This is a genomic window from Pseudomonas sp. B23(2017), from assembly GCF_002113725.1.
GTDB lineage: Bacteria > Pseudomonadota > Gammaproteobacteria > Pseudomonadales > Pseudomonadaceae > Aquipseudomonas > Aquipseudomonas putida_Z.
This window is the reverse complement of the sequence record NZ_NEJM01000011.1, coordinates 1-14,173: the sequence shown is the minus strand read 5'-3', so window position 1 is coordinate 14,173 and position 14,173 is coordinate 1. Positions and strand designations below refer to the sequence as shown.

Below are 14,173 nucleotides of genomic sequence, written 5' to 3'. Positions count from 1 at the left end.
AACAGCAAGGAGTCACCGATGTCCGAAACACTGCTCAAGACCCCACTGCACGCCCTGCACCTGGAACTGGGTGCGCGCATGGTGCCGTTCGCCGGCTATGACATGCCGGTGCAGTACCCGTTGGGCGTGCTCAAGGAACACCTGCACACCCGCGAGCAGGCCGGCCTGTTCGATGTCTCGCACATGGGCCAGATCACCCTGCGCGGCAGCGATGCCGCCAAGGCCCTGGAAAGCCTGGTGCCGGTGGATATCATCGACCTGCCGGTGGGCATGCAGCGCTATGCCATGTTCACCAATGAGCAAGGCGGCATCCTCGACGACCTGATGGTCGCCAACCTGGGCGACGACACGCTGTTCCTCGTGGTCAACGCCGCCTGCAAGGACCAGGACCTGGCCCACCTGCAAGCGCACATCGGCAGCCGTTGCGAGGTACAACCGCTGTTCGAGCAGCGCGCCCTGCTGGCCCTGCAAGGCCCGGCGGCGGTCAAGGTGCTGGAGCGCCTGGCCCCGGAAGTGGCCGGCATGACCTTCATGCAGTTCCGCCCGGTGAAACTGCTGGGTGAAGACTGCTTCGTCAGCCGCTCGGGCTACACCGGCGAAGACGGCTACGAAATCTCGGTACCGGTACATGCCGCCGAAGCCCTGGCCCGCCGCCTGCTGGCCGAGCCGGAAGTACAGCCGATCGGCCTGGGTGCGCGTGACTCGCTGCGCCTGGAAGCCGGCCTGTGCCTGTATGGCCACGACATGAACACCGAGACCACGCCGGTGGAAGCCAGCCTGTTGTGGGCCATTTCCAAGGTTCGCCGTGCCGATGGCGCGCGTGCCGCCGGTTTCCCGGGTGCCGAGGCCATACTCGCTCATCAGCGCGATGGTGTGGCGCGCAAACGTGTGGGCCTGTTGCCGCAGGAGCGTACCCCAGTACGTGAAGGCGCGGATATTGTCGATGCAAACGATAAACCTGTAGGCAAAGTGTGCAGCGGGGGCTTTGGCCCGACACTCGGTGCACCTGTAGCAATGGGTTATATCGATAGTGAACATAGCGCTATCGACACCTCATTGTTTGCCGTGGTGCGCGGCAAGAAGGTTGCCTTGAAAGTCAGCAAAATGCCTTTCGTGGCACAACGTTACTACCGGGGCTGAAGCCGCTTTGTGAAGGTTGCGGGCAGGTTCGACATATTCGTTTTCGAACCTGTCCAATAACTTTTGAACATGGCGCCAGGCCAGGCGCCATGCCGTTTCCGACAAATCGGTCGGTTATCGGCAAACGGCCGATTTTCCATACGACCAAGGGCTTGTTTTTCGCTCGGGAGTTGGCGTAGAGTCACTGCACTGTGTTTGCATGGGTCGCAACAGTTCGTGACCTGGGCCAGTAGCCGCAATCTGCTACAACCCGTTCGACGTCTCTTACTTTCCTGCAACCCAGCCCAGTAATCTTTTGCTTCCTTTATTGCAAAAGAAACTGTCATCAAAATTCAAGCTTCATAGGAAATAAGACAATGGCTGAGCGTCAGAACGGTACCGTCAAGTGGTTCAATGACGAAAAAGGTTACGGTTTCATCACCCCGGAAAGCGGTGCTGATCTGTTCGTGCACTTCCGCGCTATCGAAGGCAACGGCTTCAAGAGCCTGAAAGAAGGCCAGAAGGTCTCCTTCGAAGCAGTGCAGGGCCAGAAAGGCCTGCAGGCTGACAAAGTTCAGGTCATCGGCTAAGCTGAACCCGACTTCGAGAAAAGCCCCTGCCAAGTGCAGGGGCTTTTTTTTGCCCGTAGAATAGCGGCTTCGTCTTCTGGAGCCGTTTTGCATGTCCAAGCCTCTGCTCACACCCCAGGGTGATTTTCCGCCGGTCGGCCTGGGCCGGCGCCTGGCGGCGATGTTCTACGACTTCCTGCTGTGCACGGCGCTGCTGATCGTGACCGCCGGTGCCTACAAGATGATCCAGATGGCGATCATCGGCGAAGCCCGCATGCGTGAGCTGACCGAGGCTGGCGCACTGGACGGCGACCCGCTGTTGTCCACCGTGTTGCTGTTCGTCCTGTTCGGTTTCTTTGCCAAGTTCTGGACCCATGGCGGGCAGACCCTGGGCATGCAGGTGTGGGGCGTGCGGGTGCAGAACGCCGATGGCACAGCCATCAGCCTGTGGCAGGCGCTGCTGCGCTTCGTGGTGTCGATTGCCTCGTGGCTGTGCCTGGGGCTGGGGTTTTTCTGGGTTTTGATCGACAAGCGCCAGCGGGGCTGGCATGACATCTATTCGGAAAGCCAGCTGGTGCGGGTGCCGAAGCAGAAGAAATGAACTGAGACCTGTATTGCCTGTGCTGGCCTCTTCGCGGGTAAACCCGCTCCCACAGGTACAGCACAGGCATCACGACCGGTGCGATTCCTGTGGGAGCGGGTTTACCCGCGAAGGGGCCAGCACAGCCGAACACCCATGAAAAAGCCGACCCTGAGGCCGGCTTTTTTGTACAGCTCAGGCCATCAACCTGCCCGGCGCAACAACCACACACCGGCCAGCGCACAGATGCCTGCCGGGATCACCACCGCCAGCAGCGGCGGGAAGCCGAACACCTGGCTCGAAGGCCCCAGCAGGTCCTGGGCGATGCGGAACACGAAGCCCACCAGTACACCGGTGAACACGCGCTGGCCAAGGGTTACCGAACGCAGCGGGCCGAAGATGAAGGAAATGGCCATCAGCACCAGCGCCGCGGTCACCATCGGCTGCAATACCTTGGTCCAGAACGCCAGCCAGTAACGGGCATTGTTCAGGCCCTGGTCGGACAGGTAGTGGATGTAGTCCCACAGCCCGGTGATGGACAGCGACTCCGGCGCCAGGATCACGGTATTGAGCAGTTGCGGCGTGAGCGAAACGTCCCAGCGCTCCTGCGGCGCGGTCACCACTTCGGTGTGATCGCCACGGAAGAAGGTGGTGCGCACGTCGCTGAGCATCCAGTGGTCGTCCTGGTACTGTGCACGGCGGGCAAAGCTCGAGGTGACGATCTTGCGCTCGCTGTCGAAGCGGTAACGAGTCACACCCAGCAGCAGGCCGTTGGGCTGCACGGCGTTGATGTGCACGTACTCCTCGCCCTGGCGGTGCCACATGCCGCGCTTGGAGCTTTGCGCATCACCACCACCCTGGGCCAGGGAACGGTCGGCCTGGGCCTTGTTCTCGGTCACCGGCGCCACGTACTCGCCGATCAGCAGGCCGACCAGCATCAGTACCAGCATCGGCTTCATCACCGCCCAGACGATGCGCCCGATGGAAACCCCGGCAGCACGCATGATGGTCAGTTCGCTGCTGCTGGCCAGGCTGCCCAGACCAATCAGGCAGCCGATCAAGGCGGCCATCGGCAGCATTTCATACAGGCGCCGCGGTGCAGTCAGCAGGACGAAGTTGCCCGCCTCCATCACCGTGTAGGTGTCACTCAGGTCGCTCATCTCGTCGATGAAGGCAAACAGCGAAGCCAGGCCGAGGATGATCCCCAGCACGGCGAGGATGGCCAGCAGCACGCTCTGGCCGATGTAGCGGTCGAGCTTACCCATGGGCCACCTCCGCACGACGGGCGGCGCGTTTGAGACGCAGCGGCTCCCAGTACATCAGGCCCAGGCCGATCAGCAGGAACAGGCCGTGGACCCACCACATGCCCAGGGCGATCGGCAGTTTGCCCTTCTCGAGGGCGCCGCGTACGGAAATCAGCATTGTCAGGTAGGCCATGTACAGAAGAATTGCCGGCAGCAGCTTGAGGAAGCGGCCCTGGCGCGGGTTGACCCGGGACAGCGGCACCGCCAGCATGGTGACGATGAACACCAGGATCGGCAGCGACAGCCGCCATTGCAGCTCGGCGCGCTCACGCAGACCTTTCTTGCCGATCAGCTCGGAAGTGGGGATGGCTTCGCGATCGGTCACTTCCTCGGCGACTTCCGGCTTGGGCAGCAGCACGCCGTAGGTGTCGTACTTGATTGCACGGTAATCGGCCTGGCCCGGGTTGCCGTCGTAACGGTAACCGTTTTCCAGCACCAGATAGCGGTTGCCGTCGGCCTGGATTTCCTGGTGGCCTTTTTCGGCAACCAGCACCGACGGGGCGCGGTCCTTGGTCTTGTCCTGGTTGAAGCGCTTCTCGGAAATGAACACCCCGGCCAGGTTGATGCGGTCGTCCGACAGCTCTTCGGTATAGGTCACCCGCGAGCCGTCGCGCAGGGTCTGGAAGCGGCCCGGCACCAGGGTGTCGAACTCGGTCAGGGCATCCTGCTGGCTGATGATCTGCTGCACCTGGGCAACACCCAGCGGCGCCAGGCTCAGGCTAAGCCAGGCCACCAGCAGGGCGACCAGGGCGGCCGGTGCCATGGTCAGGCCCAGCAGGCGCTGCTGGCTCATGCCGGTGGCCGACAGCACGGTCATCTCGCTTTCCAGGTACAGGCGCCCGTACGCCAGGAGAATGCCGAGGAACAGCCCCAGAGGCAGGATCAGCTGCAGGAAGCCCGGCAGACGGAAGCCCATGATCAGGAACAGCACGCTCGGGTCGAGCACACCCTGGGCAGCCTGGGCCAGGTACTTGATGAAGCGCCCACTCATGATGATCACCAGCAGCACGGCGCTGACGGCGCTCAAGGTCACCAGGACCTCGCGGGACAGATAACGAAAGACGATCAAACCAGACACTCCTGGGTTGTCAGGGCGGACTGCCAATCAATGGCGCCAGACAATGACTTAGTACAGCCAAGACCAATGCCGGTTCGCCAAAGGCGAACCTCCATGTAAAGTGCGCGCATTATCCTGTGATTGACCGCCCCTGTCACTTCGCCGCGCATGAAGGCGCATAACGGGGTTGTCAGCACGCTTGCCGCAGGCTCAAACTGGCAGCTTTTCCGCTGGCGCGCGACGACGCGGCCAGGCCTGTCCAGAGCGCTGGAACACACAGCGCCGACTGTATCGATCATTCGGGGATCCTGACATGGAACTGGTTGTAAAAAGCGTAGCTGCTGCATCCGTAAAAACCGCCACCCTGGTCCTCCCGGTAGGTGAAAACCGCAAGCTCGGCGCCGTGGCCAAGGCCGTCGACCAGGCCAGCGAGGGCGCCATCAGTGCCGTGCTCAAGCGTGGCGACCTGGCCGGCAAGCCGGGCCAGACCCTGCTCCTGCAGAACCTCGCGGGCCTGAAGGCCGAGCGCGTGCTGCTGGTGGGCAGCGGCAAGGACGAAGCCCTGGGCGACCGCGCCTGGCGCAAACTGGTCGCCAGCGTCGCCGGCGTGCTCAAGGGCCTGAACGGCGCTGACGCAGTGCTGGCCCTGGACGACATCGCGGTCAGCAACCGCGATGCCCACTATGGCAAGTACCGCCTGCTGGCCGAAACCCTGCTCGACGGCGAATACGTGTTCGATCGCTTCAAGAGCCAGAAGGCCGAGCCGCGCGCCCTGAAGAAGGTCACCCTGCTGGCCGACAAGGCCGGCCAGGCCGAGGTCGAGCGTGCCGTCAAGCATGCAAGCGCCATCGCCACCGGCATGGCTTTCACCCGCGACCTGGGCAACCTGCCGCCCAACCTGTGCCACCCAAGCTTCCTGGCCGAACAGGCCAAGGACCTGGGCAAGGCGCACAAGGCGCTGAAAGTCGAAGTGCTGGACGAGAAGAAGATCAAGGACCTGGGCATGGGCGCGTTCTACGCCGTCGGCCAGGGCAGCGACCAGCCACCACGCCTGATCGTGCTCAACTACCAGGGCGGCAAGAAGGCGGACAAGCCGTTCGTGCTGGTGGGCAAGGGCATTACCTTCGACACCGGCGGCATCAGCCTCAAGCCTGGTGCCGGCATGGACGAAATGAAGTACGACATGTGCGGTGCCGCCAGCGTGCTCGGCACCCTGCGTGCGGTGCTCGAGCTGCAGCTGCCGGTCAACCTGGTGTGCCTGCTGGCCTGCGCCGAGAACATGCCGAGCGGCGGCGCCACCCGCCCGGGTGACATCGTCACCACCATGAGCGGGCAGACCGTGGAAATCCTCAACACCGACGCCGAAGGCCGCCTGGTGCTGTGCGACACCCTGACCTACGCCGAGCGCTTCAAGCCGCAGGCAGTCATCGACATCGCCACCCTGACCGGTGCCTGCATCGTCGCCCTGGGCAGCCACACTACCGGCCTGATGGGCAACAACGACGACCTGGTCGGCCAGTTGCTCGACGCCGGCAAGCGCGCCGACGACCGTGCCTGGCAGCTGCCGCTGTTCGATGAGTACCAGGAGCAGCTGGACAGCCCGTTCGCCGACATGGGCAACATCGGCGGGCCGAAGGCCGGCACCATCACCGCCGGCTGCTTCCTGTCGCGCTTTGCCAAGGCCTACGACTGGGCGCACATGGACATCGCCGGCACCGCCTGGGTCAGCGGTGGCAAGGACAAGGGCGCCACTGGCCGCCCTGTGCCCCTGCTGACCCAGTACCTGCTGGACCGCGCTGGCGCCTGACGCCATGAAGCCGGTGGCGCCCCGCGCGCCACCGGCCGGCGATACCACCATGAGCAAAGTCGATTTCTACATCCTGCCCACCGACTCGCTGTCGGCGCGGCTCGATTTCGCCTGCAAGCTGTGCGAAAAGGCCTGGCGCCTTGGCCACCGGGTCTACCTGCATTGCCAGGACGCCGAGCAGCGCAGCGAGCTGGACCAACGCCTGTGGCGTTTCAAGGGCGAGGCCTTCGTGCCCCACGATCTCGCGGAAGTGCATGCCGATGCCAGCGTGGCATTGGGCCTGGCCGCCGACAGTGCAGGCGATCACCACGACCTGTTGATCAACCTGGGCGCCGGCGTACCGGCCTTCGTCGGCCAGTTCGAACGGGTGGCCGAAATCGTCGTTGAAGAGCCTGGCATCCGCCAATCGGCCCGTGAACGATTCCGTTTCTACCGTGAACAGGGCTATGCTCTGCAAGACCACCGCTTACAGCGACTTTGACGACGATGGACAAGCCCTCCCCCCTGCCCGATTCCGCCCATCTGCTCGATGACCTCGAGTCGATACGCCAGTTGCTTGGCGACGCCGACCTGCAACCGCCGCTGCTGACCGAGACGGTGGAGCAGATCCCGTTGCTGCTGGAAGAAGCGCCCGGCAATCATGTGCCTGCGGCCGAACCGGTAGCTGCCGAACCCGAAGATGACCCGCAGACCCGTCGCCAGGACACCCTGCTGCACCTGGAAAGCGAACTGCGTGCGGCGGCGCAGATGATCATGCAGGACGTGATCAACGACTTCACCCCGCACATCGAGAACGAGATCAAGCGCCGGCTGGATGCGCGGATCGAGCGGTTGATCAAGCGTTCCGAGTAAAACCGAACTTCGGCGGTGCTTCTTCGCGGGTAAACCCGCTCCCACAGGACCGGCGCAAGTCTCAAAGCTTGCGCAGCTCCTGTGGGAGCGGGTTTACCCGCGAATAGGCCGTCCCTGCCTGCCAGATAGCAGCAGCTTGTCGCCTGCGGCCCCCAGCTTGGTTATACTTCCCGGCTTTCCCGAATAAATGCACAGGGTCCCGCCGCGCATGGATAAGACCTACCAGCCGCACGCCATCGAAACTTCCTGGTACAACACCTGGGAGTCCGAGAACTATTTCGCCCCACAAGGTGCAGGCGAGTCCTACACCATCATGATCCCGCCGCCGAACGTGACCGGCAGCCTGCACATGGGCCACGGGTTCAACAACGCGATCATGGACGCCCTGATCCGTTTCCGCCGCATGCAAGGCCGCGACACCCTGTGGCAGCCAGGCACCGACCACGCCGGTATCGCCACCCAGATGCTGGTCGAGCGCCAACTCGAGGCCAAGGGCCAGAACCGGCATGACCTGGGCCGCGAAAAGTTCCTGGAAAAGGTCTGGGAATGGAAGGATCAGTCCGGTGGCAACATCAGCCGTCAGATCCGCCGCCTGGGCTCGTCGGTCGACTGGAGCCGCGAGCGCTTCACCATGGACGACGGCCTGTCCGAAGCGGTCAAGGAAGCCTTCGTGCGCCTGCATGAAGACGGCCTGATCTACCGCGGCAAGCGCCTGGTCAACTGGGACACCAAGCTGCACACGGCCATCTCCGACCTCGAAGTGGAAAACCACGACGAGAAGGGCCACCTGTGGAACCTGCGCTACCCACTGGCCGACGGCGCCAAGACCGCCGAAGGCAAGGACTACCTGGTAGTCGCCACCACCCGTCCGGAAACCCTGCTGGGTGACGCCGCCGTGGCGGTCAACCCGAACGACGAGCGCTACCAGGCACTGATCGGCAAGTTCGTCGAACTGCCACTGGTCGGCCGCCGCATCCCGATCATCGCCGACGACTACTGCGACCCCGAGTTCGGTACCGGCTGCGTGAAGATCACCCCAGCCCACGACTTCAACGACTACGAAGTTGGCAAGCGCCACAACCTGCCGCTGCTGAACATCTTCGACAAGAACGCCTTCGTGCTGGCCAGCGCGCAGGCCTTCAACCTCGACGGCAGCGTCAACGAGCAGGTGGACACCCGCCTGCCGGCCCAGTACGCCAACCTCGACCGCTTCGTCGCGCGCAAGCAGATCGTCGCCGACCTGGATGCCCAGGGCCTGCTGGTGAGCATCGACGACCACGCGCTGAAAGTGCCGAAAGGCGACCGTTCGGGCACCGTCATCGAGCCGTGGCTGACCGACCAGTGGTACGTTTCCACCAAGCCGCTGGCAGAACCTGCCATCGCCGCCGTGGAAGATGGCCGCATCCAGTTCGTGCCCAAGCAGTACGAGAACATGTACTTCTCCTGGATGCGTGACATCCAGGACTGGTGCATCAGCCGCCAGCTGTGGTGGGGCCACCGCATCCCGGCATGGTACGACGAGGCCGGCCAGGTCTATGTCGGCCGCAACGAGGAAGAAGTGCGCGCCAAGCACAACCTGGGCGCCGACGTTGTTCTGCGCCAGGACGACGACGTACTCGACACCTGGTTCAGTTCGGGCCTGTGGACCTTCTCTACCCTGGGCTGGCCGGAACAGACCGAGTTCCTCAAGAAGTTCCACTCCACCGACGTGCTGGTGACCGGCTTCGACATCATCTTCTTCTGGGTTGCGCGCATGATCATGCTGACCATGCACCTGATCAAGAACGAGGATGGCACCCCGCAGGTACCGTTCAAGACCGTGTACGTGCACGGTCTGGTACGTGACGGCCAGGGCCAGAAGATGTCCAAGTCCAAGGGCAACGTGCTGGACCCGCTGGACATCGTCGACGGCATCACCCTCGACGCCCTGCTGGAAAAACGCACCAGCGGCATGATGCAGCCCAAGCTTGCCGAGAAGATCGCCAAGCAGACCAAGGCCGAGTTCCCCGAAGGTATCGCCAGCTACGGCACCGACGCCCTACGCTTCACCTTCTGCTCGCTGGCCTCCACCGGCCGCGACATCAAGTTCGACATGGGCCGCGTCGAAGGCTACCGCAACTTCTGCAACAAGATCTGGAACGCCGCCCGCTACGTGCTGGACAAGGGCGAGGACTGCGGTCAGAACGGCGAAGCCTACGAGCTTTCGCTGGCCGACCGCTGGATCATCTCGCAGCTGCAGCGTACCGAAGCCGAAGTGACCCGCCAGCTGGAGCAGTTCCGCTTCGACCTGGCCAGCCAGGCGCTGTACGAGTTCATCTGGAACCAGTACTGCGACTGGTACCTGGAGCTGTCCAAGCCGGTGCTGTGGGACGAGAACGCCCCGGTCGAGCGCGCCCGTGGCACTCGCCGCACCTTGGTGCGCGTGCTGGAAGTGGCGCTGCGCCTGGCGCACCCGTTCATGCCGTTCATCACCGAAGAAATCTGGCAGCGCATCGCGCCGCTGGCCGGCATCGAAGGCAAGACCATCATGCTGCAGCCATGGCCGGTGGCCAATGAAAGCCGCATCGATGCTGCCGCCGAAGGCGACATCGAGTGGCTCAAGGAGCTGATGGTCGGCCTGCGCAACATCCGCGCCGAAATGAACATCGGCCCGGGCAAGCCGCTGCCGCTGTTCCTGAAGAACGCCAACGCCGACGACCAGCGTCGCCTGCAGGAAAACGAAGCCCTGCTGAAGAAGCTGGCCAAGGTCGAATCGTTCACCGTACTGGGCGATGCCGACGAAGCGCCGCTGTCGGCCACCGCCCTGGTCGGTGACCTGCAAGTGCTGGTGCCAATGGCCGGCCTGATCGACAAGGATGCCGAGCTGGCGCGCCTGAACAAGGAAATCCAGCGCCTGCAGGGTGAAGTGGCACGCGTGGGTGGCAAGCTGTCCAACGCCGCCTTCGTCGACAAGGCACCAGCTGCCGTGATCGAGAAGGAACGCGCCAAGCTGGCCGAGTCCGAACAGGCCCTGGCCAACTTCACCGAGCAGCATGCGCGGATTGCAGCGCTTTAATCACTAGAGAAAAGCCGGGGCCGCTTTGCGGCCCTTTCGCGACACAAGGCCGCTCCTACAGGGACGGCGCCGGTCTGAAGGGCGCCGCTATCCTGTAGGAGCGGCCTTGTGTCGCGAAAGGGCTGCAAAGCAGCCCCAGGCTCTATCAGCCACCGCTCGTATAGGGCTGGACACTGCCATGACCCCGAACAAACCCACCCTGCACCCGCGCAACCGCCACCAGGGCCGCTACGACTTCCCCAGCCTGATCAAGGCCCACCCTGACCTGGCGCGCTTCACCATCACCAACCCCCACGGCAAACCCAGCATCGACTTCGCCAACCCCGAGGCCGTGCGGGTGTTCAACCGTGCCCTGCTGAAGGCCCAGTACGGCATCCAGCACTGGGATATCCCCGCCGACTACCTGTGCCCGCCGATTCCCGGCCGCGCCGACTACATCCACGTGGCCGCCGACCTGCTGGCCGACGACAATGCCGGCGAGATCCCCAAGGGCGCCCAGGTGCGGGCGCTGGACATCGGCGTGGGGGCCAACTGCATCTACCCGCTGCTGGGCCACAGCGACTACCGCTGGCGCTTCCTCGGCTCGGACATCGACCCCGTGGCCCTGGCTTCGGCCAAGGCCATCGTCCAGGCCAATGGCCTGGGCAAGGCCATCACCCTGCGCCAGCAGGCCAACCGTGCACACATCTTCAGCGGCCTGCTGCAGGAGGGCGAACGCTTCGACCTCACCCTGTGCAACCCGCCCTTCCATTCCTCACGCGACGAAGCCACCCGTGGCAGCCAGCGCAAGTGGAAGAACCTCGGCAAGCAGGACCCCAAGCGCAAGCTGCCGGTGCTCAACTTCGGCGGCCAGAACAACGAACTGTGGTGCGAAGGCGGCGAGATCCGCTTTGTCAGCCAACTGGTCAGCGAAAGCGTGCAGTACGCCGAACGGGTACTGTGGTTCACCAGCCTGGTGTCCAAGGCCAGCAACCTGCCGGGGATCGAGGCTGCGCTCAGGAAAGCGGGCGCCAAGGCCGTGCGCATCAGTGAAATGGGCCAAGGGCAGAAGCAAAGCCGCATGGTCGCCTGGAGCTTCCACGACGACGCCGCACGCCAAGCCTGGCACGCCAGGCGTAAAACCCAGGCATGAAAAAACCGCGCCCGGGCAAGCCGGGCGCGGTTTCGTCAAAGCTTCAACAATTACTTGTTGATGGCGTCGGTCAGCACTTTGGCTGGAACGAACTTGACGACTTTCTTGGCAGCGATTTCGATGGCAGCGCCAGTCGAAGGGTTGCGGCCGGTACGGGCAGGACGCTCAGCGACTTTCAGCTTGCCGATGCCTGGCAGAGTGATTTCAGCGCCGTTTTCCAGCTGGTCGGCAACGATCTGGCCCAGTTGCTCCAGAGCGTTCTTGGCGGTGGCTTTTGGCGCGGCGATCGATTCGGCGATGTCGGCAATCAGTTGGTCTTTGGTCAATGCCATGGTGGTGTTCCTTCCCTATCAAATTCGATGGTTATGCAGCGGACTACGACGTTATCGGGCCAGCCCCTGAAAGTGGAGGGCCGCGCCAATCGCGTATGTAGATACGTAAATCGACGTTTGGTTCGACACGACGACAGCACGCTGCCAGCAATGCGCCACACAAGGGGCGCAAGACCGCGCAAAGCTACCACAGGAACGGATAAATATCCGCTGCGCGCTTCGATTTAATGCAGGTTTTTCGGGGGTTTTAGCCTAAAACGCACAAATTTGAACAAAAAACGAACAACCGGCATTTCTGCCAACATCCGGCCACTGCACCACCTTGTGTCTAGGGTAAACTGGACGACTTTTGCAGCTCGCCGAGAATTCCATGCCAATCCGTCATTGCATCGTTCACCTGATCGACAAAAAGCCCGATGGCAGCCCCGCCGTGCTGCATGCCCGTGATTGCGAACTGGCCGCCTCCGACGCCATCGAAAACCTGCTGGCCGACCTCAACGACAGCTATAACGCCAAGCAAGGCAAGGCCTGGGGCTTTTTCCACGGCGAGTCCGGCGCCTACCCGCTGAGCGGCTGGCTGAAGCAGTACCTGGACGAAGAAAAGGACTTTACCGGGTTCAGCCGCGTGGCCGTGGAGCACCTGCAGAAGCTGATGGAAGAGTCCAACCTGTCCACCGGCGGCCACATCCTGTTTGCCCATTACCAGCAAGGCATGACCGAATACCTGGCGATCGCCCTGCTGCACCACAGCGAAGGCGTGGCGGTGAACGCCGAGCTCGACGTGATGCCTTCGCGCCACCTCGACCTTGGCCAGCTGCACCTGGCGGCGCGCATCAACCTGTCGGAGTGGAAGAACAACCAGAACTCCAAACAGTACATTTCGTTCATCAAGGGCAAGAACGGCAAGAAGGTCTCGGACTACTTCCGCGACTTCATCGGCTGCCAGGAGGGCGTCGACGGCCCGGGCGAAACCCGCACCCTGCTCAAGGCCTTCAGTGACTTCGTCGAGAGCGAAGACCTGCCGGAAGAGTCTGCCCGCGAAAAAACCCAGACCCTGGTCGAGTACGCCACTACCCAGACCAAGCTGGGCGAGCCGGTCACGCTGGAAGAGCTGTCCAGCCTGATCGACGAGGACCGGCCCAAGGCGTTCTACGACCACATCCGCAACAAGGACTACGGCCTGTCGCCGGAAATCCCCGCAGACAAGCGCACCCTCAACCAGTTCCGCCGTTTCACCGGCCGTGCCGAGGGGTTGTCGATCAGCTTCGAAGCGCACCTGCTGGGGGACAAGGTCGAGTATGACGAAGAGGCAGGGACCTTGATCATCAAGGGCCTTCCGACCACCTTGGTGGATCAGTTGAAGCGGCGCAAGGACTGATGGCCCCGGGGCTGCTGGGCAGCCCATCGCCGGCAAGCCAGCTCCCACAGGGGTAGCACATGGCTTGCGGTCAAGGCGGTCGAGGTGGGAGCTGGCTTGCCGGCGATGGGGCGCGAAGCGGCCCTAATTAGCAGCCACTACTGCGCCATAGGAGGCCACCAAAGCCTCCTTCGCCGACTTGCGCAGCCGCTTCACCAGCCGCTCCTGGCGTAACGCCTCGCCCTTGTCCGGCCATTGCTCCACATACACCAGCGCCTGGGCCGGGCTGGTCTTGAAGTAGCGCGCGCCCTGCCCCTTCTGGTGCGCCAGAAAGCGCCGCTGCGGGTCATCGCTGATACCGCAATACAGCGATCCATTGGCAGCCCTTACCAAGTAGACATACCAGGGTTTGCTCGCGGCAATTTCGACGGGCTCACTCACCCTGGGCCTGCTGGAATGCTCGCAATCCTGTGAACGCCTGCTGGCGCACCTTGTTCTGCACCAACGGCGACCAGCCCAGCAGCATGCCAGGCACACCCAGCGCCTGCCGCGACCAGCGCCACAAGTCGAATTGGTCATCGTGCTGGCAGATCAGCCCGTCACGGATCACGAAACGCGCCTGGATATCGTTGACCACGATGCGGCCGGTCTGGCTGAACAGGTAGGTGGCCACCCAATGTGCGGCGCCCGTGCGTTCATCGGCGCGGACGTTGTCGAAGGTCAGGGTGAAGTCCTTGGCACGGCTGGTGAGCATTCGCCACATGTCACCTGCATCCTTGCCGCGCAAGGTGCCGAAGACCGGGTCGCTGAAGACGATATCGTCGCTGTAGCAGGCGACCATGGCCTCGGCATCCAGGCGCTGGAAGGCCTGGTAGAAGCGGGTGATCAGGTCGCGGTTGGCGTCGCTCATGGGGGGCTGGTCCGTCCTGGGGATGAAAGCAGCACGATAATCTGCCCCGGTTGCTTATGCCAGTACCGGCCCTTTCGCGGGTAAACCCGCTCCCACAGG

Annotated in this window: 14 protein-coding genes; 9 read left to right on the top strand and 5 right to left on the bottom strand. The window is 63.2% G+C overall.

Translation table 11 applies throughout. The features are described from left to right. Nucleotides 1–18: 18 nt before the first annotated feature. The 3 genes from gcvT to CAG46_RS17675 all read left to right on the top strand — a co-directional run bounded on the left by gcvT (nucleotide 19) and on the right by CAG46_RS17675 (nucleotide 2,289). Nucleotides 19–1,140 carry a glycine cleavage system aminomethyltransferase GcvT gene (gene gcvT, locus CAG46_RS17685; protein WP_085616780.1) on the top strand — a complete coding sequence of 374 codons (1,122 nt, stop codon included), beginning with the start codon at nucleotides 19–21 and terminating at the stop codon, nucleotides 1,138–1,140. Between the two features lie 356 nt (nucleotides 1,141–1,496). Then, on the top strand, nucleotides 1,497–1,709 hold the full coding sequence (locus tag CAG46_RS17680; protein ID WP_075043881.1) for a cold-shock protein: 213 nt from the start codon (nucleotides 1,497–1,499) through the stop codon (nucleotides 1,707–1,709). A 91-nt stretch (nucleotides 1,710–1,800) separates the two neighbouring features. Then, nucleotides 1,801–2,289, top strand: coding sequence for an RDD family protein (locus CAG46_RS17675; protein WP_075043880.1), 489 nt, complete (start codon nucleotides 1,801–1,803; stop codon nucleotides 2,287–2,289). Nucleotides 2,290–2,471: 182 nt separating this feature from the next. Here the strand turns inward: CAG46_RS17675 and lptG are convergent, their stop codons facing one another. Both lptG and lptF read right to left on the bottom strand, forming a co-directional pair. Next, a complete protein-coding gene (gene lptG, locus CAG46_RS17670) occupies nucleotides 2,472–3,533 on the bottom strand; it encodes an LPS export ABC transporter permease LptG (protein ID WP_025337842.1) in 1,062 nt (353 codons plus the stop codon). Beyond that, nucleotides 3,526–4,641: an LPS export ABC transporter permease LptF gene (lptF, locus tag CAG46_RS17665; RefSeq protein ID WP_025337841.1), complete on the bottom strand. Its 1,116-nt coding sequence runs from the start codon at nucleotides 4,639–4,641 to the stop codon at nucleotides 3,526–3,528. Before lptF ends, lptG begins: the two co-directional genes overlap by 8 nt. Nucleotides 4,642–4,942: 301 nt before the next feature. On the opposite strand from lptF, the gene CAG46_RS17655 reads away from it, so the two are divergent. The 5 genes from CAG46_RS17655 (at nucleotide 4,943) to rlmF (ending at nucleotide 11,475) form a co-directional block, all read left to right on the top strand. Continuing rightward, complete coding sequence (locus CAG46_RS17655; protein WP_025337839.1) at nucleotides 4,943–6,436, top strand: leucyl aminopeptidase; 1,494 nt, start codon at nucleotides 4,943–4,945, stop codon at nucleotides 6,434–6,436. A gap of 49 nt (nucleotides 6,437–6,485) precedes the next feature. Continuing rightward, entirely contained in the window at nucleotides 6,486–6,917 is a 432-nt protein-coding gene (locus tag CAG46_RS17650) for a DNA polymerase III subunit chi (RefSeq protein WP_025337838.1), read from the top strand. A 5-nt stretch (nucleotides 6,918–6,922) separates the two neighbouring features. Next, nucleotides 6,923–7,288, top strand: a complete 366-nt coding sequence (locus CAG46_RS17645; protein WP_013971096.1) for a hypothetical protein — start codon at nucleotides 6,923–6,925, stop codon at nucleotides 7,286–7,288. 208 nt (nucleotides 7,289–7,496) lie between these two features. Beyond that, complete coding sequence (locus CAG46_RS17640; RefSeq protein WP_085616782.1) at nucleotides 7,497–10,343, top strand: valine--tRNA ligase; 2,847 nt, start codon at nucleotides 7,497–7,499, stop codon at nucleotides 10,341–10,343. A gap of 178 nt (nucleotides 10,344–10,521) precedes the next feature. After that, complete coding sequence (gene rlmF, locus CAG46_RS17635; protein ID WP_085616784.1) at nucleotides 10,522–11,475, top strand: 23S rRNA (adenine(1618)-N(6))-methyltransferase RlmF; 954 nt, start codon at nucleotides 10,522–10,524, stop codon at nucleotides 11,473–11,475. Between the two features lie 50 nt (nucleotides 11,476–11,525). Here rlmF and CAG46_RS17630 read toward each other — a convergent pair whose 3' ends face one another. Then, entirely contained in the window at nucleotides 11,526–11,807 is a 282-nt protein-coding gene (locus CAG46_RS17630; RefSeq protein ID WP_003257928.1) for an HU family DNA-binding protein, read from the bottom strand. Nucleotides 11,808–12,177: 370 nt separating this feature from the next. On the opposite strand from CAG46_RS17630, the gene yejK reads away from it, so the two are divergent. Next, nucleotides 12,178–13,185: a nucleoid-associated protein YejK gene (gene yejK / locus CAG46_RS17625; protein ID WP_085616859.1), complete on the top strand. Its 1,008-nt coding sequence runs from the start codon at nucleotides 12,178–12,180 to the stop codon at nucleotides 13,183–13,185. Between the two features lie 123 nt (nucleotides 13,186–13,308). Here yejK and CAG46_RS17620 read toward each other — a convergent pair whose 3' ends face one another. Next, nucleotides 13,309–13,605, bottom strand: a complete 297-nt coding sequence (locus CAG46_RS17620) for a GIY-YIG nuclease family protein (protein WP_013971092.1) — start codon at nucleotides 13,603–13,605, stop codon at nucleotides 13,309–13,311. After that, a complete protein-coding gene (locus CAG46_RS17615; protein WP_085616786.1) occupies nucleotides 13,598–14,074 on the bottom strand; it encodes a nuclear transport factor 2 family protein in 477 nt (158 codons plus the stop codon). Before CAG46_RS17615 ends, CAG46_RS17620 begins: the two co-directional genes overlap by 8 nt. Between the last annotated feature and the right edge of the window lie 99 nt (nucleotides 14,075–14,173).